The sequence below is a fragment of the Agrobacterium sp. O3.4 genome (assembly GCF_041414895.1).
GTDB classification, from domain to species: domain Bacteria; phylum Pseudomonadota; class Alphaproteobacteria; order Rhizobiales; family Rhizobiaceae; genus Agrobacterium; species Agrobacterium cucumeris.
Genome location: NZ_JALPZP010000004.1, coordinates 20,281 through 45,150 on the forward strand (window position 1 = coordinate 20,281; position 24,870 = coordinate 45,150).

22 protein-coding genes are annotated in these 24,870 nt (G+C 59.4%); 13 read left to right on the forward strand and 9 right to left on the reverse strand.

The annotated features are described in order from the left end of the window. The first annotated feature begins 199 nt into the window (after positions 1-199). Complete coding sequence (locus M0412_RS19020) at positions 200-1,918, forward strand: sensor histidine kinase (protein ID WP_269701767.1); 1,719 nt, start codon at positions 200-202, stop codon at positions 1,916-1,918. A 260-nt stretch (positions 1,919-2,178) separates the two neighbouring features. Here the strand turns inward: M0412_RS19020 and M0412_RS19025 are convergent, their stop codons facing one another. Together M0412_RS19025 and M0412_RS19030 are read right to left on the reverse strand one after the other, a co-directional pair. Then, positions 2,179-3,162 (reverse strand): sensor histidine kinase, encoded by a 984-nt coding sequence (locus M0412_RS19025; RefSeq protein WP_269701765.1) that lies wholly within the window; start codon positions 3,160-3,162, stop codon positions 2,179-2,181. 101 nt (positions 3,163-3,263) lie between these two features. Further along, a complete protein-coding gene (locus M0412_RS19030; RefSeq protein WP_269701763.1) occupies positions 3,264-4,058 on the reverse strand; it encodes a response regulator in 795 nt (264 codons plus the stop codon). 138 nt (positions 4,059-4,196) lie between these two features. On the opposite strand from M0412_RS19030, the gene M0412_RS19035 reads away from it, so the two are divergent. Together M0412_RS19035 and M0412_RS19040 are read left to right on the forward strand one after the other, a co-directional pair. Next, positions 4,197-4,403 (forward strand): NepR family anti-sigma factor, encoded by a 207-nt coding sequence (locus M0412_RS19035; RefSeq protein ID WP_142842402.1) that lies wholly within the window; start codon positions 4,197-4,199, stop codon positions 4,401-4,403. Continuing rightward, complete coding sequence (locus M0412_RS19040) at positions 4,403-4,969, forward strand: sigma-70 family RNA polymerase sigma factor (RefSeq protein ID WP_142842403.1); 567 nt, start codon at positions 4,403-4,405, stop codon at positions 4,967-4,969. Before M0412_RS19035 ends, M0412_RS19040 begins: the two co-directional genes overlap by 1 nt. Before the next feature lie 101 nt (positions 4,970-5,070). On the opposite strand, the gene M0412_RS19045 is transcribed toward M0412_RS19040, so the two are convergent. Continuing rightward, positions 5,071-5,541 carry an Lrp/AsnC ligand binding domain-containing protein gene (locus M0412_RS19045; RefSeq protein ID WP_142842404.1) on the reverse strand — a complete coding sequence of 157 codons (471 nt, stop codon included), beginning with the start codon at positions 5,539-5,541 and terminating at the stop codon, positions 5,071-5,073. A 175-nt stretch (positions 5,542-5,716) separates the two neighbouring features. Between M0412_RS19045 and putA the strand changes: the two genes are divergently transcribed. Then, a complete protein-coding gene (gene putA / locus M0412_RS19050; protein WP_269701758.1) occupies positions 5,717-9,391 on the forward strand; it encodes a trifunctional transcriptional regulator/proline dehydrogenase/L-glutamate gamma-semialdehyde dehydrogenase in 3,675 nt (1,224 codons plus the stop codon). Between the two features lie 102 nt (positions 9,392-9,493). Here putA and M0412_RS19055 read toward each other — a convergent pair whose 3' ends face one another. Continuing rightward, complete coding sequence (locus M0412_RS19055; RefSeq protein WP_269701755.1) at positions 9,494-11,023, reverse strand: aldehyde dehydrogenase family protein; 1,530 nt, start codon at positions 11,021-11,023, stop codon at positions 9,494-9,496. Positions 11,024-11,225: 202 nt separating this feature from the next. Here M0412_RS19055 and M0412_RS19060 point away from each other — a divergent pair, with 202 nt between their 5' ends. Continuing rightward, entirely contained in the window at positions 11,226-12,128 is a 903-nt protein-coding gene (locus M0412_RS19060) for a LysR substrate-binding domain-containing protein (RefSeq protein ID WP_269701753.1), read from the forward strand. A 12-nt stretch (positions 12,129-12,140) separates the two neighbouring features. Here the strand turns inward: M0412_RS19060 and M0412_RS19065 are convergent, their stop codons facing one another. Continuing rightward, entirely contained in the window at positions 12,141-13,121 is a 981-nt protein-coding gene (locus M0412_RS19065; RefSeq protein ID WP_269701751.1) for a glutathione S-transferase family protein, read from the reverse strand. A 105-nt stretch (positions 13,122-13,226) separates the two neighbouring features. Then, a complete protein-coding gene (locus M0412_RS19070) occupies positions 13,227-14,114 on the reverse strand; it encodes a DMT family transporter (protein ID WP_142842410.1) in 888 nt (295 codons plus the stop codon). Positions 14,115-14,496: 382 nt separating this feature from the next. Here M0412_RS19070 and M0412_RS19075 point away from each other — a divergent pair, with 382 nt between their 5' ends. Then, a complete protein-coding gene (locus M0412_RS19075; RefSeq protein ID WP_269701749.1) occupies positions 14,497-15,828 on the forward strand; it encodes a UDP-glucose/GDP-mannose dehydrogenase family protein in 1,332 nt (443 codons plus the stop codon). Between the two features lie 86 nt (positions 15,829-15,914). Further along, positions 15,915-16,937: an NAD-dependent epimerase gene (locus M0412_RS19080; protein ID WP_269701747.1), complete on the forward strand. Its 1,023-nt coding sequence runs from the start codon at positions 15,915-15,917 to the stop codon at positions 16,935-16,937. 1 nt (position 16,938) lies between these two features. Here the strand turns inward: M0412_RS19080 and M0412_RS19085 are convergent, their stop codons facing one another. Genes M0412_RS19085 through M0412_RS19095 form a run of 3 tightly spaced genes read right to left on the reverse strand, consistent with a single transcriptional unit; the run spans position 16,939 to position 20,700 of the window. Next, positions 16,939-17,985, reverse strand: coding sequence for a glutathione synthase (locus M0412_RS19085; protein ID WP_269701745.1), 1,047 nt, complete (start codon positions 17,983-17,985; stop codon positions 16,939-16,941). A gap of 10 nt (positions 17,986-17,995) precedes the next feature. Next, on the reverse strand, positions 17,996-19,873 hold the full coding sequence (locus tag M0412_RS19090; RefSeq protein ID WP_269701744.1) for a flavohemoglobin expression-modulating QEGLA motif protein: 1,878 nt from the start codon (positions 19,871-19,873) through the stop codon (positions 17,996-17,998). Further along, positions 19,870-20,700, reverse strand: coding sequence for an N-formylglutamate amidohydrolase (locus M0412_RS19095; RefSeq protein ID WP_269701741.1), 831 nt, complete (start codon positions 20,698-20,700; stop codon positions 19,870-19,872). The genes M0412_RS19090 and M0412_RS19095 overlap by 4 nt, the downstream gene beginning before the upstream one ends. A 290-nt stretch (positions 20,701-20,990) precedes the next feature. On the opposite strand from M0412_RS19095, the gene M0412_RS19100 reads away from it, so the two are divergent. Genes M0412_RS19100 through M0412_RS19125 form a run of 6 tightly spaced genes read left to right on the forward strand, consistent with a single transcriptional unit; the run spans position 20,991 to position 24,866 of the window. Continuing rightward, on the forward strand, positions 20,991-21,212 hold the full coding sequence (locus tag M0412_RS19100) for a hypothetical protein (protein WP_269701739.1): 222 nt from the start codon (positions 20,991-20,993) through the stop codon (positions 21,210-21,212). 18 nt (positions 21,213-21,230) lie between these two features. After that, positions 21,231-21,791 (forward strand): type 1 glutamine amidotransferase domain-containing protein, encoded by a 561-nt coding sequence (locus M0412_RS19105; protein ID WP_142842416.1) that lies wholly within the window; start codon positions 21,231-21,233, stop codon positions 21,789-21,791. Positions 21,792-21,848: 57 nt separating this feature from the next. Next, positions 21,849-22,289: a PPC domain-containing DNA-binding protein gene (locus M0412_RS19110; protein WP_269701737.1), complete on the forward strand. Its 441-nt coding sequence runs from the start codon at positions 21,849-21,851 to the stop codon at positions 22,287-22,289. Between the two features lie 52 nt (positions 22,290-22,341). Further along, positions 22,342-23,202, forward strand: a complete 861-nt coding sequence (locus tag M0412_RS19115) for a TIGR02587 family membrane protein (RefSeq protein WP_269701735.1) — start codon at positions 22,342-22,344, stop codon at positions 23,200-23,202. Positions 23,203-23,209: 7 nt separating this feature from the next. Further along, positions 23,210-23,620, forward strand: a complete 411-nt coding sequence (locus M0412_RS19120) for a TIGR02588 family protein (protein WP_142842419.1) — start codon at positions 23,210-23,212, stop codon at positions 23,618-23,620. Between the two features lie 19 nt (positions 23,621-23,639). Further along, on the forward strand, positions 23,640-24,866 hold the full coding sequence (locus M0412_RS19125) for an FAD-binding oxidoreductase (RefSeq protein ID WP_269701733.1): 1,227 nt from the start codon (positions 23,640-23,642) through the stop codon (positions 24,864-24,866). The last annotated feature ends 4 nt before the right edge of the window (positions 24,867-24,870 follow it).

Below are 24,870 nucleotides of genomic sequence, written 5' to 3' on the forward strand. Positions count from 1 at the left end.
GTGATGAATTTCGCTTCCGCTCGCTGGCCGGTTCGTCTTGCAAACGGGCTGGTTGTTGAAATAGTTCCGTTTTTTTCGCGCAAAACGGTGCATTCGCCTGATGTCGCGACAACCGAGGGTAAAAATCAGGCATTGCTAAAGGGGGACAGCGCGGTATTATTCCTGCCGTAACAATGCCATAACTGCCGGAGTTTTTTGTATGCCTCAACCCGGCGACAGACTGAAAGACATGATCTCGACTTTACGTCGGCGCAGCGCGAATTTTTTCCCGACCGCCTCAATCGGCACCTATCTGGTGGTGATGGCAACCGTCATCACCCTGCCGCTCATCCTTTTTGTCGGCTACCTGATGTTGCGCCTCGAAGCCGAAAAACGCGACGACCTGCAAAGGGAAACCATCGAGGATGTCCGGGTCGTCAGTCGCAACATCGATCGCCGCCTGCAGGAAGTCGCCACCTCGCTCAATCTGCTGTCGCAGTTTCCCGAGCTTGAGAGCGGCAATCTCGCAGCGTTTCAGGGTCGCGTCGCCGAAAGCCTGAAGAAGGAGGGCCTCTACGCCCTGCTCGCCGCCAAGGATGGTCAGCAGCGTCTCAATACCCGGGTGCCCTATGGCCAGCCTCTCGGCAAGGTGCCGGCCGAGGCAAATCTGGCCAAGGCGATAGAATCCCGCCGCATCACCGTCTCGGATCTGTTTTTCGGCTCCACCAGCCATGAGTGGGTGTTCAACGTCACCATGCCGCTTGACCCGGAGCTGGGCCTTGCCGGGGACGCCCTGATCCTGACGCAGAATGCCAGCGATCTTGGCCGGCTTATTCCCACGGAAAACCTGCCGCGCAACTGGGCGGTCGCCATCATCGACGGCACCAACCGGGTTGTCGTTTCCAGCGCCCAGGATGAGGCCGAAGTTGGGAAACCCTTTGTCACCCCGGAAATATTGTCGGAAATGCAGGCCTTCAGTGGGAATTTCTTCGACGGCAAGGGCAATCTCTACGCCTATGCCCAATTGCCGGGCTGGCAATGGAAGACGGTGATGTGGGGACCGCTGGCCGCCAGCCAGGCGGCACTGATCGACACCTGGCGGCAGATGATGATCGGCAGCCTTGTGCTGGTGCTGATCGCCATCGGCGGCGCCTATCTGGTCGGCCGACAATTGCGCAGCTCCATTCGCGATCTGACCCATATGGCGGAGCGCATTGGCGAAGGCGAGATCGTCGCGCCGGTGGATACCAAGATAAAGGAAGCCAATCAGGTCGCCATCGCACTCTCCAACGCTTCCTTCGATAGAAGCCAGTCGGAAGAGCGGCTGCAATTGCTGCTGCACGAACTGGTTCACCGCTCCAAGAATATTCTGACGCTGGTTCAGGCGATGATACGGCAATTGGGCCGGGAAAATAAAAGCATTCCGGAGTTCCAGAAAGAGGTCGACCATCGCCTGCGCGGTCTCGGCATGTCGATCCGGGCGCTCGCGGAAGTTCAGTGGCAGGGGCTGCCGATCCGCAAGCTGATCGAGACCCACCTCGAAGTTTTCGGCACCGTATCGGAACGTGTGGTGCTGGCGGGCGACGATTTCATGCTGTCGCCGGAGGCGGCGCAGAATTTCGGGCTTGTGGTGCATGAGCTGACCACGAATTCCATTAAATATGGCGCGCTTTCGGCGCCGCTCGGGAAAATCACCGTCAGCTGGAAGCCGCTCGAAAAAGACGGTAGGCAAATGCTTCATCTGCTCTGGACCGAGACGGGCGGGCCACCGGCAAAGGAGCCGAGCCGCAAGGGTTTCGGCACCACCGTCATCAAACGACATGCGGAAGGCGCATTCGGCGGACATGTGACGACGGAGTACCGGCAAACCGGCTTCGAATGGTCTCTGGAAGCGCCGATACGGTATTTCACGCCGAAGCGGCCGGACCCGGCACACTGAACCGCATCGACGGTGAGAATGGCCACAAATCTGCCGATTGCTAAAAAAATGCATTTTCCGGGAACCGAATGCGGTTGCATGCATTAGTACTGCAGCCAAGCAATTCCCCCGTCCCCGCCTGAAGCTTGGCTGACTATAAACGGGTTTCGCCCCTGAAAACCCGTCATAAAAATAGCACGGCTCTCCTATGGGCCGTGCTTTTTTATTGCGCCTCCACAGAATGAAACAGCCTTTCGGCCTGACCTGCGGTTCGATAACTCTCAGGAATCCGTGCTGTCGCCCGAAGGGAACTTCAACCGGTAAACGATGCGCTCCGGCGTCAGCTGGTATTCGGCACTTCCTCCAAGAGCGGAAGGAACGACCTTTTCCAGCACGACGCTGCCGAAACTGCCGCGCCTTGCCTCTGCCGGCTCTTTCGAAGGCATCATCGGCTCGTTCCATTCAACGATATAAAAATCACCGTCCTGGCGACACTGCAGGGATATAGGCGGATGATCGGCAAGATTGCCGCTATGGCTCACCGTGTTGACGACCAGTTCGTGGAAGGCCAGCCCGATATAAAGCGCCCCGTTCGGGTTAAGCAGCAGGTTTTCCCCCTCCATGTGAATGAGGTTCGGATATTCCGGCACATAGAGATCGAATTGCTGGCGGAGAAGTTCGAATATGCGCGCGCCCCGCCAGTCCGAATCCGTGATGAGATCCTGGCTTTGGGCAAGCGCGTGCAGCCGTCCACGGAACTTGCGCAGAAAATCATCCTTGGTGAGGCTGAAACGGGCTGTCTGGCCCGCAAGGCTCTGGATGATCGCCAGCAGGTTCTTGGAACGGTGGCTGACCTCGCGCAGCAAGGAGCGCAACAGCTGCTCGCGCCGCCGTTCCGCCGTCACCTCGCGGATGGTGGTCTTCATCACCATCTGGTTCGACTGGTTGAAGGTGGAATGGACCTGAAACTGGAAGACCCGGTTCTGGCCGGCATTAACCTCCAGCATACCCCGGCTGCCAGCCGTCACCATGTCCTTTTTCAGCTCGGCCAGCCGGGTGGACAGGTCATTTCCAAACAGATTTTCATCCGTCGGGTGAGAATCCGCCGGCAATTTCCAGACATCCGGCAGATTGGCCACGAATATATATTCGCGCTTCCAGTCCTGCAGCATGACCGTCTCACCCGAATCGAGCAAGGCGAGAACGAGCGAATCGTGAAGCTCGCTCTCGTCCCTCTCCGCGTTATGCCATGCCAGCCGATGCAAATTCGTCTCCTTGCAGAAAGCCGCGGGTCAACCCCACGACCGTAACCGCCAACGCCCGGGCACCACACTGGTTCCCGGCTCGTCTGCGGTTTCGGCAAATTTCACGCCGCGACGCGAGAGCTTTCGTTGAAAAACAGGGCCTGGCTGATAAGCGCTTTCACCATGTCCGGGTTGAAAGGTTTCGTCACAAGGAAGGTCGGCTCAGGCCGCTCGCCCGTCAAAAGACGCTCGGGGAAAGCCGTGATGAAGATCACCGGGAGGGTGGTCATCTGCAGGATGTCCTTCATCGCATCCAGACCGGAGCTGCCGTCTGCAAGCTGGATATCGGCAAGGATCATTTTCGGCTGCGTGCGATGGAAAAGGTCGAGCGCCTCGGTATGCGTGCGGGCAATACCCGTGACGCGGTGACCGAGATCGGTGACCATCTGTTCGATATCCATGGCGATCAGAGGTTCGTCCTCGATGATCATGATATCGGTTGCGACCTGGCGGGCGATTTCGGAAGCCGCCTCATCGATCAGCCTGCCGACCTGGTCTTCAGACACTCTCAGAACCTCTGCGGCTTCCGAAGGTGTGAACTCTTCGACCGTCGTCAGCAGGAAAGCCTGACGGGCAAGCGGCGGCACGGCAGAAAGGTTCGCAGAAGCGCGCTTCTCCCATCCTGACAGGTTTTCATCCGCCTTAATATTGATCGTGACGGAACTAAAGATCGATACGAACAATTGATAGAGCGAAACGCGATCGCTGCTTGTCTGCGGGAAGATGCTGATATCGGCGATCAGAGCTTCGAGTGTTGCCGCAACATAGGCATCGCCCGTGGATTGTGAGCCGCAAACGGCACGCGCAAACCTGCGCAGATATGGCAGGTGCGGTGCGATGCGTGTAGAAACTGACATGGAATTCTCCCCGTTTATGCGGTTTGCAACGCAAACCCAAGATAGCAACGTGCGTATCGCAAAAAAAGTTCCCGAGGGCCGGAACTATTTTTTTCACCACGCATTATTTGCCACGACACAAAAGGAATACCGGACGTTATGAGCATGTTTCAATCGGACCAAGATTCGCCGGACAATTCGGCCGCCCCTCAGGTTCCACATTCCGGGCGGGCGGTGATTTCCCGCAAGCTCAGGGAGCTTTACGATGCCGTTCAGGATGAAGGCATCCCTGACAAATTCCTCGATCTTCTCGAAAAACTCGATGAAGCCGAAAGCAAAGCCAAAATAAAGGCTTCGGAGGAATGATGGCGAAAGAGCCGGAGCAGACAGAATACAATTTCAAGCGGGAAATGCTGGCGGCGCTGCCGAACCTGCGCGCCTTCGCCATTTCGCTCATCCGCTCGAGAGACCGTGCCGACGACCTCGTGCAGGACACGATCATGAAGGCCTGGGCGAAACAGGACAGCTACCAACCCGGCACCAACATGCGGGCATGGCTGGTGACGATCCTGCGCAACGAGTTTTACAGCCAGATCCGCAAATCCGGCCGTGAGGTGCAGGATACGGACGGGGTCTATACCTCGCGCCTCTCGGTGCCGCCCGAGCAGCACGGTTCGGTCGACCTTCAGGATTTCCGCTCAGCACTCGCAAAACTGCCTGATGACCAGCGTGAAGCCATCCTGCTGATTGGTGCCTCGGGCTTTGCCTATGAGGAAGCCGCTGAGATTTGCGGTTGCCCTGTCGGCACGATCAAGAGCCGTGTCAGCCGCGCAAGACTGCGTCTGCAGGAGCTTCTGGGTATCGAAAACGAAAATGAGTTCGGTCCGGATGCGCAGATGAGCGCGGTTACCGCCGCTGCCACGGCGCGCTGAAAGAACTGAATTTTTAAGAACAGCGAACGGGCAGGCTTACGTCTGCCCGTTTTTCCATGTCTGCCCGTGACTTTCATTGCCAGGCAGAAAGCGGGGCATCTCTAGATGCCGGTTTCCTTGACTGACTGCATGACCACGAAGGTCGAAGTATTGGCGACCGATGGCAGGCTCGAGATTTTCTCCCCCAGCACCCGCCGATATTTGCGAATGTCGCTGGTGCGTACCTTTAAAAGATAATCGAAGGCGCCGGCAATCATGTGGCATTCCTCGACTTCCTTGATCTTGCGAACCGCCGTGTTGAATTCCTCCAGTGCCTTTTCCCGTGTATCGGAAAGTTTGACTTCGGCAAAAGCAATGTGATCGACGCCGAGTTTGTGCGGATTGAGCACCGCCCGGAAGCCCAGAATGTAACCCTCATCTACCAACCGCTTCAGCCGCGTCTGGCACGGCGTCTTGGAAAGGCCCACCCTTTTCGACAGTTGCAGCACCGACATGCGGCCGTCTTCGCTCAAGGCCTCGAGGATCTTGAGATCGAAATGGTCCAGATCGTCTGTTTTGTGACTATTTGCCATGTTCTTTCACGCCAATTGAAGAAAACAAAAGTTCATATGGCCTGTTTTATTCCAAAAATAAGGCCATAGCAATTTTCTTGGTGATGGTATTGTCAGCGGCAGGATGAAAAGCGGCGGGCGGAGGACACGCTGCCGCCGACGGCCTTTCTTCAACAGCTTTTTCAGGATTTTCAGAATGGCCAATGGTGCAAGCAACGCCGGTGTAGCAATGAACGGTATTTTCCAGAATTTCGCGCCGCCGGTGCGTGACCAAAGCCCGCTGCGCAAGGCAATCACCGCCGCCTATCGCCGCCCCGAGGAAGAATGCCTGGCCCCATTGATTGAGGCGGCAACGGTGACACCGGAGCAGACGAAAGCCATCCGCACCACCGCCGGCAAGCTGATCGAGGCGCTGCGCGCCAAGACCAGGGGCACCGGCGTCGAAGGGCTGGTGCAGGAATATTCGCTCTCCAGCCATGAAGGCGTGGCGCTGATGTGCCTTGCCGAAGCGCTGCTGCGCATTCCCGACACCGCCACCCGCGATGCGCTGATCCGCGACAAGATCGCGCGCGGCGACTGGAAGTCGCATATTGGCGGCGGGCGCTCGCTTTTCGTCAACGCCGCCACCTGGGGTCTCGTCATCACCGGCAAACTGACCTCGACCGTCAATGACAGCGGCCTTTCCGCGGCCTTGACCAAGCTGATCGCGCGGGCCGGCGAACCCGTCATCCGCCGCGGCGTCGATATGGCGATGCGCATGATGGGCGAACAATTCGTGACCGGCGAAACGATCGGCGAAGCCATCAAACGCTCCAAGCCGCTGGAGGAGCAGGGCTTCCAGTATTCCTACGACATGCTGGGCGAAGCCGCGACCACCGCCAGGGATGCGGAGCGTTATTACAAGGATTATGAAAACGCCATCCACGCCATCGGCAAGGCCTCTGCCGGCCGCGGCATCTATGGCGGTCCAGGCATCTCCATCAAGCTTTCGGCGCTGCATCCGCGTTACGCCCGCGCGCAGGCCGAGCGGGTGATGGCCGAGCTTCTGCCGCGTGTCAAATCGCTGATGCTGCTCAGCAAGAAATACGATATCGGCCTCAATATCGACGCGGAAGAAGCAGACCGGCTGGAACTGTCGCTTGACCTTCTCGAAGAACTGGCGCTCGACAGGGACCTTGCCGGCTGGAACGGCCTCGGTTTTGTGGTGCAGGCCTATGGCCGCCGCTGCCCCTTCGTTCTGGATTACATCATCGATCTCGCCCGCCGTTCGGGCCGCCGCATCATGGTGCGCCTCGTCAAGGGCGCTTACTGGGATGCGGAAATCAAACGCGCGCAGGTGGATGGGCTGGAGGACTTTCCGGTCTTCACCCGCAAGGTGCACACCGACGTCTCCTACATTGCCTGCGCCCGCAAGCTGCTCGGCGCGCGCGACGTGATTTTCCCGCAGTTTGCGACCCACAATGCGCAGTCCATGGCGACCATCTATCATCTGGCCGGTTCCGAGTTCAAACTTGGCGATTATGAGTTCCAGTGCCTGCACGGCATGGGCGAACCGCTTTACAGCGAGGTCGTCGGCAAGAAAAAGCTCGACCGCCCCTGCCGCTTCTACGCCCCCGTCGGCACCCATGAGACGCTGCTTGCCTATCTGGTTCGCCGCCTGCTGGAAAACGGCGCGAACTCCTCCTTCGTCAACCGCATCGCCGATCCCGCCGTTCCGGTCGATTCCCTGCTGGAGGACCCGGTCACGGTGGTCAAGGCTTATGCCGTTCCCGGCGCACGGCACGACCGTATCGCCGCGCCGGAAGGTCTTTTCGGCCCGGACCGAAAGAATTCTGCCGGCCTCGATCTGTCCAGTGAAACAACGCTCTGCGCACTCGACAGCACCTTGAAGGCCGCTGCGGCAACCGAGTGGAAAGCCGCAGCGCCGCAGGCAAGCGGCCAGACACGGCCGGTGCTCAACCCCGGCGACCACACGGATATTGTCGGCCATGTGACCGAACCGACCGAAGCCGATGCCGAAGCGGCGATGCAGCGGGCGGCGGCCTCCACCTGGCCCTCCACCCCGGTTGAAGAGCGTGCCGCCTGCCTGGAGCGCGCCGCTGACGCAATGCAGGCCGAGATGCCTGATCTGCTCGGCCTCATCATGCGCGAGGCGGGAAAATCCATGCCCAACGCCATTGCCGAAGTGCGCGAGGCGATCGACTTCCTGCGTTATTACGCAGCGGAAGCCCGCAAGAATTTCAAGGCTGGCGAAACACCGCTTGGCCCGGTCGTCTGCATCAGCCCGTGGAACTTCCCGCTCGCCATCTTCATCGGTCAGGTGGCGGCGGCACTGGTTGCCGGCAATCCGGTTCTGGCAAAGCCCGCGGAAGAAACGCCGCTGATCGCGGCGCAGGGTGTACGCCTGCTGCATGAAGCCGGTGTTCCGCAGGATGCCGTGCAGCTTATGCCGGGCGACGGCAAGACGGGCGCGGCACTTGTCGGCTCACCGCTGACGGCGGGTGTGATGTTCACCGGTTCGACGGAAGTGGCGCGGCTCATTCAGGGCCAGCTGGCCGGCCGGGTTCTGACGAACGGTCAGCCGGTTCCGCTGATTGCCGAAACCGGCGGCCAGAATGCCATGATCGTCGATTCCTCCGCACTCGCCGAACAGGTTGTCGCTGATGTCATCGCATCGGCCTTCGACAGCGCCGGCCAGCGCTGCTCGGCGCTGCGCATTCTCTGCCTGCAGGAAGATGTGGCGGATCGCACGCTCACCATGCTCAAAGGTGCGCTGCATGAATTGCGCATCGGCCGCACCGACCGGCTTTCCATCGATATCGGCCCCGTCATCACCGCTGAGGCCAAGGGCATCATTGAAAAGCATGTTGATGGCATGCGCGCACTCGGCCACCGCATCGAACAGATCACGCTTGCGGGTGAAACCGGCAAGGGTACCTTCGTGCCGCCGACCATCATCGAGATGAAATCGCTCGCCGATCTGAAACGGGAAGTATTCGGCCCGGTGCTACATGTGATCCGCTTCAAGCGGGATAATCTCGACCGGCTGATCGACGAAATCAACGCCACCGGTTACGGCCTGACCTTCGGCCTGCATACGCGCCTCGACGATACGATCCAGCATGTGCTGTCGCGCGTCGCGGCCGGCAATCTTTATGTGAACCGCAACATCATCGGCGCGGTGGTCGGCGTGCAGCCCTTTGGCGGGCGCGGTCTTTCCGGCACCGGCCCCAAGGCCGGCGGCCCGCTCTATCTCGGCCGCATGACGCAGGCTGCGCCGAAGATCGACCGGGTTGCAAGCCAGCAGGATCAGGCCGCCGTCGATCTTGCCCGCTGGCTGGATGAAAACGGCGAAACCGTTGCGGCCGAAGCAGCACGGCAGGCGGCGGCGCTTTCCGGCCTCGGCTTCGAAACCGAGCTGGCAGGCCCCGTCGGCGAACGAAACGTCTATGCGCTTCATCCGCGCGGCAGCATCCTGCTGGTTCCGGCAACCGAACAGGGGCTTTACCGCCAGCTAGCGGCAGCACTTGCCACCGGAAACACGGCCGTCATCGACAATGCCTCTGGCCTCGAAAAATCGATCTACGGGCTGCCGGCAACCGTCACCTCGCGCATCGTCTGGGCGGATGACTGGGCAAAATCCGGCCCCTTTGCTGGCGCCTTGGTCGAGGGTGATGCAGAGCGTATCGTGACGACCAACAAAAAGATCGCCACCCTGCCCGGCCCACTGGTTCTCGTGCAGGCCGCAACCACGGAGGCGCTTTCCGGTGAAAGTCAGTCCTATAATCTCGACTGGCTGGTCGAAGAAGTCTCCGTCAGCGTCAACACGACCGCGGCCGGCGGCAATGCCAGCCTGATGAGCATCGGCTGAGCGGCACGATTGCCCAAAACAAAATCGGCGCGGAAAAATCCGCGCCGATAAAAGCAATACCACACATCATTATCGCTCCGGACGAGCGACAGGTCACAGATGTCATTCGATGTCGAAGGACACACCCTGCGCCAGCGGCAGCGATTTGGAATAATTGACGGTGTTGGTGGCGCGGCGCATATAGGCTTTCCACGCATCCGAACCGGATTCACGGCCGCCGCCGGTCTCCTTCTCGCCCCCGAAAGCGCCACCGATTTCTGCGCCCGAGGTGCCGATATTAACGTTGGCGATGCCGCAATCCGAGCCTTCCGACGACAGGAAACGTTCCGATTCCTGAATGTCGCGGGTGAAGATCGACGAGGAAAGACCAGCGGCGACAGCGTTATGCGCGTCGATTGCCTGATCGAGATCGCTGTATTTCATGACATAGAGGATCGGCGCGAAGGTCTCTTCGAGCACCGGGCCAACCTGTTCAGGCATTTCGACGAGCGCGGGCTTCACATAATAGGCATCCGCCGCACCGGTATCCACGCGGCCGCCGCCATTCACCACGCCGTCATGGGCTTTCGCCGCCTCGAGCGCCTTCTGCATGCCGTCAAACGCTGCCTTGTCGACCAGCGGGCCGACAAGTGCCGAGCTTTCCAGCGGGTTGCCGACGGAGACGGAGGCATAGGCCTTTTTCAGGCGCGGCACGAGCTGGTCGTAAACGCTGTCATGCACGAAGAGACGGCGAAGCGTGGTGCAGCGCTGGCCGGCCGTGCCCATGGCACCGAAGGCGATAGCGCGCAGCGCCATGTCGAGATCGGCGGACGGGCAGACGATACCGGCATTGTTGCCGCCGAGTTCCAGAATGGCGCGGGCAAAACGCTTTGCCAGGCGCGGGCCGACATCACGGCCCATGCGGGTGGAGCCGGTGGCAGAGACCAGCGGCACCTTGGGATTATCCACCAATGCTTCACCCACGGCACGATCGCCGATCAGCAGCTGTGAAAGACCTTCCGGCGCATCGCCGAAGCGGGCGGCGGCTCGTTCGAAGATGCCCTGAACGGCCAGCGCCGTCAGCGGCGTCTTTTCCGATGGCTTCCAGACCACCGAATTGCCGCAGACAATGGCAAGTGCGGCATTCCACGACCAGACGGCGACGGGGAAATTGAAGGCCGAGATGACGCCGACAACACCGAGCGGATGCCAGGTCTCCATCATGCGGTGGCCGGGACGTTCGGTGGCGATGGTGAGGCCATAAAGCTGGCGGGAAAGACCGACGGCGAAATCGCAGATATCGATCATTTCCTGCACTTCGCCGAGACCTTCGGACGGGATTTTGCCCGCTTCCAATGACACGAGACGGCCGAGATCGGCCTTGAAGGCGCGCAGCTCTTCGCCGAGCAACCGGATCAGCTCGCCACGACGGGGAGCCGGCACATTGCGCCATTGCTTGAAGGCGGCATCGGCCTTGTCGACCACCGCTGCCACGCCCTCGACCGAAACGGTCTTCAGGTTTGCCACCTGTTCACCCGTCACCGGGCTGAAGGACGCCATGTTGCCGCCGGTATAAAGATCGCGGGCAACACCCATCCTGTCGAGAAGGGCGGCTGCTTCCTGTTTCACGTCAAGCTTCGTGGTCGCATCCATGTCCAATTATCCTTTTTGGCTGAAAGGGGAGGAAAGGCCGTTTTTAATACGGCGCTTTCAACTCCCGTCGCTCTTCTTTCCCCGAATTTGTCAACGGTGCCGCCAAGCCGGCAAAACACCATTCCATTCTTTCCCGTAATCATATATGGGCATAGCAACCCTTTTCCAATGAGGAAAGCGGGTAAGTTGATGCGAGAATGGAATGGATCCGCGCAGAAGACTGGTCCCAGATATCGTCACCCTGCAGGCGTTTGAATGCGCGGCAAGGCACGGCAATTTTACCCGCGCGGCGGAAGAACTCAACCTCACGCAGAGCGCGGTGAGCCGGCAGATCGGCGAACTGGAAGCGCAGACGGGAATGCAGCTTTTCGAGCGCATCCGCAGGCGGGTCGTGCTTTCGGAAGCGGGCCGTAAATTCCTGCCCGATGTACGGCGCCTGTTGCAGCAATCCGAACAGCTGATGGTGCGTGCGGTTTCGGCCGGAACATCGCACGCATCGCTTTCCGTCGCAACGTTACCGACCTTTGGCAGCCGCTGGCTTATGCCACGCCTCTCCCGCTTCATCGATGCCAATCCGGATATGGCGATTACGATCGGCTCGCGCTCGCATCCATTCGATTTCGATGAGGAAGGTTTCGATCTCGCCATTCATTATGGCCAACCGGTCTGGGCGCATGGCACCTGCACGTTTTTATGCAACGAGGTGATCGTGCCCGTCGCCAGTCCCGCCCTGCTTGGCCGCGCCAAAGTGAACCGGGTGCAGGATTTGGCCGAACACCCATTGCTGCATGTGACGACGCGGCCGAAACTATGGACGGAATGGCTGGAGATGAACGGGGTGACGGCGGAAAATGCCTATCAGGGAAGCCGTTTCGACCAGTTCTCGATGATCATCGAAGCTGCCGCAAGCGGTATCGGTTTTGCCCTTCTGCCGAAATATCTCATCGAGGCGGAACTTGCCTCCGGCCGCCTCGAAATCGTCTTCGACATCCCCCTGCAGACCGACAAGAGCTATTACGTCGCCCTGCCGGAAGGGCGGCAGGACAATGCACTCGCCCGCGCCTTTCAGGCCTGGCTGCTCGAGCAGGTCGGCAAGCCTGTCTAGTCCGTTATCCGGTCACTTCGAGGACCGGAGGGAGACCTCATCAAGCCCCGGAAGATCGGGGCCGACCGGCACGATCCGGGTCGGGTTGAGCGCCTTGATGGAATAATAACCGCGCTTGATATGGTCGATATTGACCGTGTCGCGCACGCCTGGAACGTTCAGCACCCGTATCATATAGGCCTGCAGCGCGGGATAATCGGCGATGCGGCGAAGATTGCATTTGAACAGGCCGTAATAGGCGGCGTCAAAACGAACCAGCGTCACAAAAAGCCGGACATCCGTTTCGGTCAGAAGATCACCGAAGAGGAAAGGCCCGCCCGTCGCCAACCGCGTCTCAAGCTCATCGAGCGTTTCGAAAACCTCGGCAAAGGCTTCCTCATAAGCCACCTGCGTGGTGGCAAAACCGGTTCTGTAAACGCCGTTGTTGAGACGCGGATAGATATGCTCGTTGAGAGCGTCGATCCCGTCGCGCAGCGCCTCCGGATAAAGGTCGATCGCATTATCGGCGAGATCACCGAACCCGGAATTCAGCATGCGCAGAATATCGGCAGATTCATTGTTGACGATGGTTTTCGTCTTCCTGTCCCAAAGCACCGGGACGGTGGCACGACCGGTATAATGCGGGTCGGCGCTGGTATAGGCCTCATGCACATGGGTGAAACCGTTCAGCATGTCCCGATCCGAACCCGGATAGTCGCAGAATTTCCAGCCTTCGTCCGAAAGCGCCGGCTCGACCACGGAAACGGAAATCACCTCTTCAAGCTTCTTCAGCTTGCGGCCGATCAGCGTTCGCGATGCCCATGGGCAGATCAGCGCGACATAGAGGTGGTAGCGACCGGCCTCAGCCGCAAAACCGCCCTCGCCCGTTGGTCCCGCCGAGCCATCAGCCGTTACCCAGTTGCGGAAACCGGAGGTCTGGCGAACGAAGCCACCCTTTTTGTCGGTTGCCTGCACCGGATGCCATTCGGCGGTCCATTTTCCATCCACGAGCATTTGCGGCTCCCTGTTCATCTAAAGATGAAAGCCTTATGGGCCGGGTCGCCACCTCATCACAAGCCACGCTTCGGTTGACGCACTGTTTCTGATCGGCAGAAGGGTTCACAGGCGATTGCGGAAAAACGGGTTCCAGCGCACGGTGCCAAGCCTTACCTTTTCGCGGATCATCGTCAGAAGTCCCGATCCAGCGATGACCGCTAGACCCAGCACCGCAACGGCGTCAGGATATTCGTGAAAGAAGGTCATGCCGATCGCCACCGCCCAGAGGATTTGCGAATAATGCGAGGGCGCGATCTGGCTTGCCGGCGCGATGCGGGTCGCGACCAGAAGGGTTATCTGCCCCGTCGCCGTGCAAAGGCCGATGAAGGCGAAGGCCAGAAGCTGGTGCAGGTTGGGCATGACGAAATCGGGAATGGACGCGATGCCGTTAAAAGTCAGACCGTAAATCAACAGCACACCCATGATCGAGGTGCGCTTCTCCTTACCCGCCAGCGAGCGCAGCAGCACGATGGTCATCGCCGCCAGGAACGCCACGCCGATGGCGGCAAAATGCCCGAGTTCCAGCGACTTGAAGCCCGGCCGCACCACGAGAATGACGCCGACGATGCCGGCCAGAACCGCCGCCCAGCGCCACGGGCCGATATTCTCCTTCAGCACCACGGCGGAAAGCACGGTGACGAAAAGCGGCGACAGGAAGATCAGCGCATAGGCTTCCGCCAGCGGAATGGTGGTGAAGGCATAGATGCCGAAAATACCGGCGAAGAGGCCGGAAATCGCGCGGCCATGCACGGCGAATGGTCTGCTCATGCGCCAGAATTCACGCCACCTTTCCTCACGCGGCTTGCTGAAGAAGATGAAGATGCCGGAGAAGAGAATGCTGAAGAAGCCGATTTCGAAAACGCTGATCTGCGATCCAAGCGACTTGATGGTGGCATCGCCCATGGAAAAGGTCGCATAAGCGAACAGACCGAGCAGAAAACCCTTTTGCATTTGACTTCCCCGAACACCGACCGCAACGCAAAGCTTCTCCCGGTCGCGTTAAACGCGACCCGGACGCCCCTTTGTGGGACAGACAGTCTGGCAGATTTGATCCTCAGCCCTATGGCTAGACCCGGCTACCTATGAGTGCAAGCCGCAAAAGACGCAAAATTGCCCGATTGGACCCGGCCGGTGCAAATGGCTGCAAGGTGCGGCAAATTTGTCCCGCCGCCGCCATCACATCACCGTCATGGAAAGAGGTTAGCCGGTGTGCATCGTGGCGCTTGGCGACGGGCGTGAAGGCGGCTAAATATTATCGTGTAATTTTCGCCCGCCGATTTCCCCGGCTGGTATTGCCGCGTTAACATGGCCTCGCTAACCGAAAGGAAAAAGAATGCGGATAGTGATGATCGGTTCGGGTTATGTCGGCCTCGTGTCCGGCGCGTGTTTTGCAGATTTCGGCCACGATGTGGTCTGCGTCGACAAGATGCCGGAGAAGATCGAGGCCCTGAAAAACGGCCATATTCCGATCTTCGAACCGGGCCTGGAGACGATCGTCGCCAATAACGCCAGGGCCGGCCGGTTGAGTTTCACCACCGATCTTTCCGCTGCCGTCGCCAATGCCGAGGTCGTCTTCATCGCGGTCGGCACGCCCTCGCGGCGCGGCGATGGCCATGCGGATCTTGGTTATGTCTATGCGGCGGCAAAAGAGATCGCCCATGCGCTGGATGGTTTCACCGTCATCGTCACCAAATCGACCGTTCCGGTCGGCACCGGCGACGAGGTGGAGCGCATCATTCGCGAGGAAAACCCCTCCGCCGATTTCGCCGTGGTGTCCAACCCGGAATTCCTGCGCGAAGGTGCCGCCATCGAGGATTTCAAGCGGCCGGACCGTATCGTCGTTGGCCTTTCGGACGAGCGGGCCCGCCCTGTCATGACGGAGGTGTACCGTCCGCTCTACCTCAACCAGTCGCCGCTGCTCTTCACCACGCGACGCGCCTCGGAACTGATCAAATACGCCGCCAACGCCTTTCTGGCGATGAAGATCACCTTCATCAACGAAATGGCCGATCTCTGCGAAAAGGTCGGCGCCAATGTGCAGGACGTGTCGCGCGGCATCGGTCTCGATGGCCGCATCGGCTCGAAGTTCCTGCATGCAGGCCCCGGTTATGGTGGCTCCTGTTTCCCAAAGGATACGCTGGCGCTTGCCAAGACCGCGCAGGATTATGACGCGCCGGTGCGGCTGATCGAAACCACCATCGCCATCAACGACAACCGCAAGCGCGCCATGGGCCGCAAGGTTATCAACGCCGTGGGCGGCGACGTGCGTGGCAAGAAGATCGCCGTGCTTGGCCTGACCTTCAAGCCGAATACCGACGACATGCGCGACAGCCCGGCGATCGCCATCATCCAGACCCTGCAGGACGGTGGGGCGAAAGTGGTCGGTTACGATCCCGAAGGCATGGCGAATGCCCGCCATCTGATGGAGGATATCGAATACGCAACGGGCCCCTACGAGGCAGCGCAAGATGCCGATGCCGTGGTGATCGTGACGGAATGGAACCAGTTCCGCGCGCTTGATCTGCCGCGCCTGAAGGCGATCATGAAAAACCCTGTTCTGGTGGACCTGCGCAATATTTACCGCACCGATGAAGTTGCCGCGCATGGTTTCATCTATGCCGCCGTCGGCCGCCCGCATGAGGATACCGCCGGCAAGGAACTCTAGCGCTTCGTCGTCTGGAATTTCACTGAAACAATTTTCGCGCTTCGGTTTAACCGCAAACGCACCAACAGATTCGGGATATAGTCATCATGCGTTATCTGGTTACCGGCACGGCAGGCTTCATCGGCTTTTACGTCGCAAAGCGGCTGCTGGATGCGGGACACTTCGTGACCGGCTTCGACGGCATGACGAAATATTACGATGTCAGCCTGAAAGAAAAACGCCACGCCATCCTTTCCCGCTCCAACGGCTTCCGGGCCGAAATCGGCATGCTGGAAGATACCGATGCGCTGAAGCGGGCGGCGGAGGCCGCAGAACCTGAGATCATCATCCATCTCGCCGCCCAGGCCGGTGTTCGTTACAGCCTTGAAAATCCGCGCGCCTATATCGATTCCAATCTCATCGGCTCGTTCAACATGCTGGAGCTCGCGAGAAGCCTTGAGGTCAAGCACCTGATGCTGGCATCGACCTCCTCCATCTACGGCGCCAACGAAAAAATCCCCTTTGCGGAGAGTGACAAGGCCGACGAGCCAATGACGCTTTATGCCGCCACCAAAAAATCGATGGAGCTGATGGCGCATAGCTATGCCCATCTACACAAATTGCCCACCACCGCCTTCCGCTTCTTCACGGTTTACGGGCCGTGGGGACGGCCGGACATGGCGCCGATCAAATTCGTCGATGCCGTCTCCAACGGCCGGCCAATCGACATTTATGGCCAGGGCAATATGAGCCGCGACTTCACCTACATCGACGATCTGGTCGAAGGCATCGTCCGGCTGAGCCAGATCATCCCGTCCGAAGAAAACCGGGTTACGCAGAATGGTGTCATCGACACGCTCTCGCATCACGCGCCCTTCCGCGTCGTCAATATTGGCGGCGGCCAGCCGGTGGAGCTGATGCATTTCGTCGAAACGATCGAAAAGGCAGTCGGCAAGCCGGCAATCCGCAACATGCTGCCGATGCAGCAGGGCGACGTTCCCCGCACCTTTGCCTCACCCGATCTTCTGAGGGCACTGACCGGTTATGTGCCGCAGACCCCGGTCGAAGAGGGCATCAAGGCCCTCGTCGCCTGGTATCGGCAAATGCAATCAGCCGAGTTGCGGGAGTAGTTCAAAGCGTTGCGAGCAACCGGTTGGAGAGGGCCCCGCCCGATGCGGCCTGCATGGAGACTTTGGTTTCCACCGCGTCGATGATCGTATCGCTGAAATCGACATTGGTGAGTTCGAGGATATTCGACAAGCCACCGGGCGAAAACACATTCACTTCCAGTATCTTGTCACCGACGATATCGAGCCCGACCAGAAACATGCCGTCCTCCACGAGCTTCGGCCGCATCATTTCGGCAAGCGCCACGATGTCGTCCGTCACCTTCACGGCTTCTGCCGTGCCCTGGGCATGAATGTTGGAGCGCAGATCGCCTTTCGCCGGCACACGGCGGAGTGCGGCATATTTGCCGTCCCGCATCAGCGGTCGGCCATTCATCATGAAGAAGCGGATGTCCCCGTCCTTGGCGGCCGGCAGATAGGCCTGCGCGATCAGATAACCCTCGAGGCTCACCGCCTCGAAAATCTGGTTGAGATTGGCTTCCTTGCTGGAACCGATCTTGAAGACGTTCTTGCCGCCCGAACCCTGCAGCGGCTTGACGATGACGCCCTTGGGATGCGCATCGGCAAAGGCGCGGATCTCATCGACATTGCGCGAAATGATCGTGGTCGGCCGGACGATTTCCGGAAAGCTCTGGAAATAGAGCTTGTTCTGGGCGAGCGCCAGACCTTCCGGATCGTTCAGAACCACGACGCCGCGCTGTTCGGCAAGCCGCCCGAACAGGATGCCGGCATGCACCGCCCACGGCCGCGTCGTCTGGTCGAGCGACGGGTCGTTGCGCAGCATCAGTGCATCGATTTCCTCGATATCCATGGTCCGCCGCTCCAGCGCCTTATCCTGAAGCGTGGTGTGGAACGTCTCGCCCTTTTTGATTTTCGCCTTCGGCAGCACGGTGGCATGGATGGTCAGGCTGTCATCCGAGCGCAAAGTGAAGTCGCCGGGCGTCAGGTAGACTACCTCATGGCCGCGATTGAGCGCCGCCATGGCCAGCAGGCCGGTGGCGTAATTCGGTCCCTCGGTTTCGATTGAATTGACGAAAAATGCGATACGCATGAAGCCCCTCCTATAATGTTGCCAGTTCGGCAATGGATAATCCCGCCCGTATTTTTTCCAGCCGTTCATTGGCCTTGGCGGGCAGCAGAAATGCGGGTCTGACACCCGGCGGACGCAAAAGGCCGCGCAGGGCGAGTTCCTGCATGACCGGGAAATGTTGAGCGGCGATCTTGCCCATCCAGAATGGATCAAGCGCCCCGCCCCTGCGCAGATGCTCCAGCACCTCGGCCAGCCCGCGCAGATAAATGGCGTCCTTCGACAGGCCGCCGCCGCGATAGATGCGCAGCACCATATTGAAGGCGCCTGCCTCGTCGAAACCGTGATCACGGGTCATGATGCGGAAGGTCTCAACGAATGTCGCGCCATCAAGCATGGTGGCGCAGCCGACGACGCGGCCGGCAATCAGCCGCAGGCGCTCACGCGTCATGCCACCGGCCAGATGTTCCGCCAGCACCGCCAGCCCTTCCTGCACGCCCTCGTAACCGGAAAGGCCGGTGCGGAAGAGCCGCAGGCCCTGAAACGAACCGTTGAAATAGGTAAGAAGATGCACGCCGATCTCATGCGACAGCAGTGCTTCGACACGGCGCTGTTCCATGACGGTGTGGCGGGAAATCAAGAGCTTCTCGCCCGTCACCATCAGGCCGGGCGGCAGGTCGTCGCGGATTTCGACGCGAGCCTTGAATTCCGGCTCTTCCGCCAGATAGGTCTCGACCATCTCGCGCGATTTTCTGGCGACCGCGTAACAGTCCACCATGGCGATTTCGCCGCTTTCCTGGGCGCGTGGGCAATCCTCAAGCACACGAAGCGCCAGCGTCAGAAGAGCGGGTTCGACGGCGCCATAGAGGGCGCGTGAAAAATCGGTGAAGGTGCGATGATGCAGGTTCGCAAGCATCGTCAGTTGCAGGTCGATCTCCTGCTGTTTCTCCCGGTAGAGGTGATAGAGCACCGGGTCTTCCAGATGATCGAAAACGACGGAATAGAGCTTGCGTTTCTGCTCCTCGACATCAACGCCGAGCGGCCGGTAAAGCAGGCGTGGCGCAAACTGAAAGCTGCCATCGCGAAACTCCTCAAAGGCCCGGCGGGCATTGATCGGCGTAACCGACAGAAGAAAATCGAAGGATGAAACGATCTCATCCACCGAGCGGTCGGCACGCCGGACGGCATCGACAAAGGCCTTGCGGCCAAGCGCCCGGTGGCTGGTGACCTTCAGCGCATCCATACCGGCGGAAAATGACGAGAAGGCCTGCAAACCCGCATCGAAAAGATCGGCAATCATCGTTTCGCGCAGGCCGGGATAATCGGCACCGGATTCCGGCTGTCGATAGATCGGCGCGAAGCGCACGCTGATGCAGGGAAAATCCAGACCGGTATTCTGAAACCTGAGGATCGGATCGGCTTCCGGCTCCGGCCGGGTGATACGCGGCGTGCGAAACCGCACTTCGGCATCACAGACGGCCTTGATGAAGACCCGGCGGGCTTTCTGCGTTTCCGGTTCTGAAGTCGCTGAAACGGAAACCTCATAATGCGGCAGAAAGGGGGAGTCGTCGGCCAGTAGAATATCGTGTTCCAGTTCACCGATATCGAGGACTATGAAGGCGCCGAAACGCTGCAGCATGGCGGCGCCCACAGCCTCGATCAGCGGCGCGGCCTCCTGAATGGTGGAAGCGATGAGATAGGATGCATGGGCGGCGGCAATATCGCGCGCGGCAAGATCTTTCGTACCTCCCGTCAGATGCAGGCAGAGGAATGGCAGCGGCCGGTCGATGTGCAGCCTGCCGTTTTTTCCGACATCCCGGCGGATAGCCTTGCCGCCCTTCAGGCAGGCGACGACATCATCCACCAGGTCGACGATGGGAGAAGGCTCGCTGCGGGCCGAAGAAACGCTCATCGCCGCGACCCCAGGCATTTTTCGAGAACCGGCTGAAGGGCAGCGATCGTATCACGGATATCGGATATCACCCGTGTGTCCGGCTTTCCCGTCCACTCATCCATAAAGAATTTCTTGAACTCGATTGCGATCGCGCAGCCGTTTTCGGCAAAGCGTTCGTGGATAAAGCGGGTCTGTTCCCCTTTGCCCTGAAACGCCACGTTTTCGCGAACATCAAGGCGTCGACCGCCGATGGTCGCTGACGCGAAATGATGACCGACAGCGCTGACCACATCGCTCCAGCGGCTGCGATCCATGGAAAATGTACCGATATTGATATCGGGCGCTTCCGCCTGCGCCGTCGCAGGCGCGGCAGCGCCCTGCCGGCGATGATTATAGCTGTGCACGTCCAGCACCACGAAAGCACCATGCCGTCGCTCCACCGTCGACAGAACTGCCTCCAGCATCGCATAATAATCGTCGTGGAAATCGAGCGATTGCCGAAGCGCTAGTTCCGCCGGCTCCTCGTTCCAGACCTCAAGCCCCCAGGATTGTTCGGGCTTCAGGTAGATCGCCTGATCGGCAGCGCGGTTGAGATCGATTTCGAAGCGAGAATGATGAACGACGAGGCGACTTGTCAGCCCCGAAATCATCTCGCCGGTAAAGGGGTCTTCCTCGCGCAGCCTCTGCTCAGGTGAAAGAGCCATGAGCCCCGCCACTTCCGGGCGAATGAAATGACCGTCATGAATGGCCGTGCCGACAACGGGCGAGTTGCCGAAGTCGATCGACCAGAAACCCTTGTCTTGGTTATGACCGTAATGTTCGCCGTCGCTCTGTCTGGCTGCCATGCTGCCTCCCCTGCATCGGGTGTAAAACAACGCGACTTGGCCGTTTGTTCCGATAAAAATTGTGCACGATACATTTGCACCCGGCACAGACACCGCCCGAAAAACTGCGGAACCATACCGGAAAGCTCACGTTGTTCTGGCAGGAGGGCCGCCGTGTCAAACGGACGTGATGGTGCCGAAGAACATCGGGATTTTTCCGTTTTCTCCCGGTGGCCAACGAAGCGGCAGTCGAGCTTCTTACCCATCCGGCGTCCCTCCGTCCCCACTTTCCGCGCACAAGGAGCTGCGACATGGAAAAGACCGAAACGCGCAAACTTGCGGAAGAATATCTGCGACTTGGCGGCACACGTCAGGTGATGATCGACGACAACAAGACCTTCGTGCGCCAATGGGATCAGGAACCGGCAGACGCTGAGACATTCTGGCAAACGTACATCGAAAATCTCGAGGCCGAACGCCGCAAGGACGTGGAGTTTTTCCTGCCTTCCGTAAATTCGGACAAGGACGACTGAACACCGAAGGAGACAGACATGACTTCAATCAACGCTGCAAAAATCGTCATTCTCGCAACCGACGGCTATGAGCGCTCGGAACTCAGGGTGCCCTACGACCAGCTGAAGGCCAGAGGTGCCGATGTAAAGATCGCTTCGATCAAAACGGGCGAAATCAAGAGCTGGGATGAAAAGAACTGGGGCGACAGCATCGCGGTGGATCTTTCCGCCAAGACTGTCAAATCGGATGATTTCGACGCGCTGGTTCTTCCGGGCGGCCAGATCAACCCGGATATTCTGCGCCATGATGAGGATGCGATGCGCGTGGTTCGCGATTTCGTCAAATCCGGCAAGGTGGTGGCCGCCATCTGCCATGCGCCCTGGCTTCTGGTGGAAGCGGACGCCCTGCGCGGTCGTGACGCCACCTCTTACTGGTCGATCAAGACAGACCTGAAAAATGCCGGCGCCAATTGGAAGGACGAAAAGGTGGTGACGGACAAGGGCATCATCACCTCCCGCAGTCCCGAAGACCTCGATGCCTTCGTTGCGAAAATCGTCGAAGAGGTTGAGGAAGGCCGTCACGAGCGCCGTGCCGCATGAAGGCACTTACCACCCCGTGCCGCCGGTTTCCGGCGGCACTTTTATTGGGAGAGACCCATGAAAAGCAGATTGCTGGCGAGCGGCGCGGAGCGCACTTTCATTCTCGTCATCGAGCCGGAGGAAGAAGCCTTCGAGGCCATCCGCCGTTTTGCGGGCACGGAGAACATCAACGCCGCTTCGGTGACGGCCATCGGTGCCTTTGCAACGGCAACTCTCGCCTTTTTCGATCTTTCGACGCGGGAGTACAAGGAAATACCGGTTACCCAGCAGAGCGAGGTTCTGAGCCTGCTCGGCGACATTACCCTTGATGAAAACGATGACCCCAATCCGCATCTGCATGTGGTTCTGGGTTTTGCCGACGGGTCTACAAAAGGCGGCCATTTTTTGAAGGGCGTGGTGCGACCAACGCTTGAAGTGGTCATCCGCGAAACACCCGCGGAATTGCGGCGCAGCTATCGCCCGGAATTCGGTATCGCCCTCATCGATCCCGCCAAATAAACGGCGGAACCGGAAAAACACCATTGCGTTATTCCCCCATGTGAGGGGCGGCATGGCGGCAGCAATCAATCGAAAAGACACCGATAACGATGAGGTCAGACAGTTTCTGACCGGTCTGGCACGTGGCACGGCGGGTGCCCTGCTGTTTGCACTGCCAATGCTGATGACCATGGAAATGTGGTTTCTCGGTCTTTACATCAATCCGTGGCGGCTGCTGCTGCTCTGCATCCTCAACCTGCCGCTGCTGCTGCTTCTCGCCCGCCGCATCGGCTTTGAGAATATTCATTCCCGGGGCCAGGCGCTGCGTGACGCGATCACGGCCTATGGGCTCGGCATAGCCGTCAGCGCCGCTGTGCTGCTGTTGTTCGGTATCCTGAACGACCAGATGACCGTCTCCACCATCATCACAAAGATTGCGCTGCAATCCGTTCCGGCGAGCATCGGCGCGCTGCTCGGCCGCAGTCAGCTCGGCCAGCATTCGGATGCGCAGGACGAAGAGGAAGGCGAATATTCCGGCAAGACCGGTTATCTGCACGAACTGTTCATGATGATGGTCGGAGCGCTCTTTCTCAACCTCAATGTCGCGCCGACGGAAGAGATGATCCTGATCGCCTACAAGGTGACGCCCTATCACATTCTGGCGCTTTGCCTACTGTCGATCGCCATCATGCACGGCTTTGTCTATGCGCTTCATTTCAAGGGCTCTCACCAGCTGCATGATGGGCAGCATTGGTGGCAATCCTTCATCCGTTTTACCCTGCCGGGCTATGTCATCGCCATCGCCATCAGCATCTACACGCTCTGGACCTTCGAGCGTCTCGACCATACGTCGCTGTCGCAGATCATGAGCGCCGCCGTCATTCTGGGCGTCCCGGCTTCGATCGGCGCGGCCTCCGCCCGATTGATCCTGTGAGGACAAGATGACGACATCGAAGGGTAACAAACACACCGAAAGTTCCGATCCCCACTGGATAGAATGGGTAACAGGCGCGATCTGCACGCTTCTTGTTGCGGCCATGCTCGGCTGGATCGCCTACGATATCTATCGTTACCAGCCGGAGGATGCCCGTTTCGAAATAGCCGTCACCAGCGTGGAGGGGCAGTCCGTTCCGTACCGCGTGAAGTTCGATATCCGCAATCTCTCGATGACGACGGCAGCGCAGGTGCAAGTGCGCGGCGAGCTGCAGCAAGACGGCACGATGCAGGAAAGCGCTGATGTGACATTCGATTATGTCGCCTCGGAATCAAAGGACGCCGGCACGCTTTTCTTCCGCAACGATCCCCGCCGCGGAACACTCAATCTCAACGTATCCGGCTATACCGAGCCATGAGACCTTTCAGGACTATTTCATGCCGACATCCAAACTGACGAAAGAACGCGATCTCAGGGATTCAAAGCCGCTCTGGGCCGATAGCCCACGCATCGGCATCCGCAGCGGAACGACGCCAAAATCCGACCGTTACGACACGATCGTCGTCGGTGCTGGCATAAGCGGCGCGCTGGTGTCGCACGCGCTGCATCGCCCGGGGCAATCCATGCTGATCATCGACAAGAGAGAACCGGTGATGGGCAGCAGCGTGGCCAGCACCGCGATGATCCAGCACGAGATCGACACGCCGCTGACGGAACTCAGAAAGATGATCGGCAAGGATGCCGCCGACAGGGCATGGCAGCGCTCGGCCCGCGCCGTCTTGCGTCTCGAAGAAATCGTCACGTCGCTTGGCATCTCCTGCAGCATGGCGCGCAAGCAGGCACTTTACCTTGCCGGAGATGAAATGGGGTCGCGTGCGCTGAAGGCGGAAGCGGCCGCGCGCGGGGAGGCCGGCATCGAGGCCAGGTTCCTCAGTGCTGCGGAACTGAAAGAACAATATGGCCTGGAGCGGACCGCCGCCATTCTCAGCGACATCTCGGCCTCCGCCAACCCCGCGCAGCTGACAGCCGGCCTGTTGCGCCACACGGCGGGTGCAGGCGCTGAAATTGTCTCACAGCTTGAAATTACCGATCTTAGAAATCTCGGTGACGAGGTGGTCCTTGCGACGGCTGAGGGCAAAATCCTGTCTGCCCGCAATGTCGTCTTCTGCACCGGATATCAATTCCTGAAAATGCTTGAAAGTCCGCAACACCAGATCATTTCCACCTGGGCCCTGGCGAGCAGGGAAGGACTTGAGCTGCCGGACTGGCTGGAGAACCACATCGTCTGGGAGGCTTCCGACCCCTATCTTTATCTGCGCACCGACCGAAACGGACGCATGATTGCCGGCGGCGAAGATGAGGAAAACCCTACCTCCTTCCAGTCGGAGCGCAAGCTGGCCTCTAAAACGAAGATTATCCGTAGCAAGATCGAAAAACTGCTCGGCGTCGATATCGGCGAACCGGAATATCGCTGGGCAGCGGCGTTTGGCACCACCACCACGGGCCTGCCGCTGATCGGCGCAGTTCCCGGCATGAAGAATATCTATGCCGTCATGGGTTTTGGCGGCAACGGCATCACCTTCAGCCAGATCGCCGCCGAAATCGTCGCCGCCGCCGTTAATGGCGGCAAGGACCCCGACGCCGATCTTTTCCGCTTCGGTTGATGCC

Bases quoted from the DNA above. Each gene is read 5' to 3' on its own strand.
- M0412_RS19035 (WP_142842402.1), top strand. From the start codon at position 4,197: ATGAGCATGTTTCAATCGGACCAAGATTCGCCGGACAATTCGGCCGCC.
- M0412_RS19100 (WP_269701739.1), top strand. From the start codon at position 20,991: ATGGAAAAGACCGAAACGCGCAAACTTGCGGAAGAATATCTGCGACTT.
- M0412_RS19055 (WP_269701755.1), bottom strand. From the start codon at position 11,023: ATGGATGCGACCACGAAGCTTGACGTGAAACAGGAAGCAGCCGCCCTT.
- M0412_RS19110 (WP_269701737.1), top strand. From the start codon at position 21,849: ATGAAAAGCAGATTGCTGGCGAGCGGCGCGGAGCGCACTTTCATTCTC.
- putA (WP_269701758.1), top strand. From the start codon at position 5,717: ATGGCCAATGGTGCAAGCAACGCCGGTGTAGCAATGAACGGTATTTTC.
- M0412_RS19045 (WP_142842404.1), bottom strand. From the start codon at position 5,541: ATGGCAAATAGTCACAAAACAGACGATCTGGACCATTTCGATCTCAAG.
- M0412_RS19030 (WP_269701763.1), bottom strand. From the start codon at position 4,058: ATGTCAGTTTCTACACGCATCGCACCGCACCTGCCATATCTGCGCAGG.
- M0412_RS19085 (WP_269701745.1), bottom strand. From the start codon at position 17,985: ATGCGTATCGCATTTTTCGTCAATTCAATCGAAACCGAGGGACCGAAT.
- M0412_RS19070 (WP_142842410.1), bottom strand. From the start codon at position 14,114: ATGCAAAAGGGTTTTCTGCTCGGTCTGTTCGCTTATGCGACCTTTTCC.
- M0412_RS19115 (WP_269701735.1), top strand. From the start codon at position 22,342: ATGGCGGCAGCAATCAATCGAAAAGACACCGATAACGATGAGGTCAGA.
- M0412_RS19080 (WP_269701747.1), top strand. From the start codon at position 15,915: ATGCGTTATCTGGTTACCGGCACGGCAGGCTTCATCGGCTTTTACGTC.
- M0412_RS19095 (WP_269701741.1), bottom strand. From the start codon at position 20,700: ATGGCAGCCAGACAGAGCGACGGCGAACATTACGGTCATAACCAAGAC.
- M0412_RS19075 (WP_269701749.1), top strand. From the start codon at position 14,497: ATGCGGATAGTGATGATCGGTTCGGGTTATGTCGGCCTCGTGTCCGGC.
- M0412_RS19020 (WP_269701767.1), top strand. From the start codon at position 200: ATGCCTCAACCCGGCGACAGACTGAAAGACATGATCTCGACTTTACGT.
- M0412_RS19120 (WP_142842419.1), top strand. From the start codon at position 23,210: ATGACGACATCGAAGGGTAACAAACACACCGAAAGTTCCGATCCCCAC.
- M0412_RS19060 (WP_269701753.1), top strand. From the start codon at position 11,226: ATGGATCCGCGCAGAAGACTGGTCCCAGATATCGTCACCCTGCAGGCG.
- M0412_RS19125 (WP_269701733.1), top strand. From the start codon at position 23,640: ATGCCGACATCCAAACTGACGAAAGAACGCGATCTCAGGGATTCAAAG.
- M0412_RS19105 (WP_142842416.1), top strand. From the start codon at position 21,231: ATGACTTCAATCAACGCTGCAAAAATCGTCATTCTCGCAACCGACGGC.
- M0412_RS19090 (WP_269701744.1), bottom strand. From the start codon at position 19,873: ATGAGCGTTTCTTCGGCCCGCAGCGAGCCTTCTCCCATCGTCGACCTG.
- M0412_RS19065 (WP_269701751.1), bottom strand. From the start codon at position 13,121: ATGCTCGTGGATGGAAAATGGACCGCCGAATGGCATCCGGTGCAGGCA.
- M0412_RS19040 (WP_142842403.1), top strand. From the start codon at position 4,403: ATGGCGAAAGAGCCGGAGCAGACAGAATACAATTTCAAGCGGGAAATG.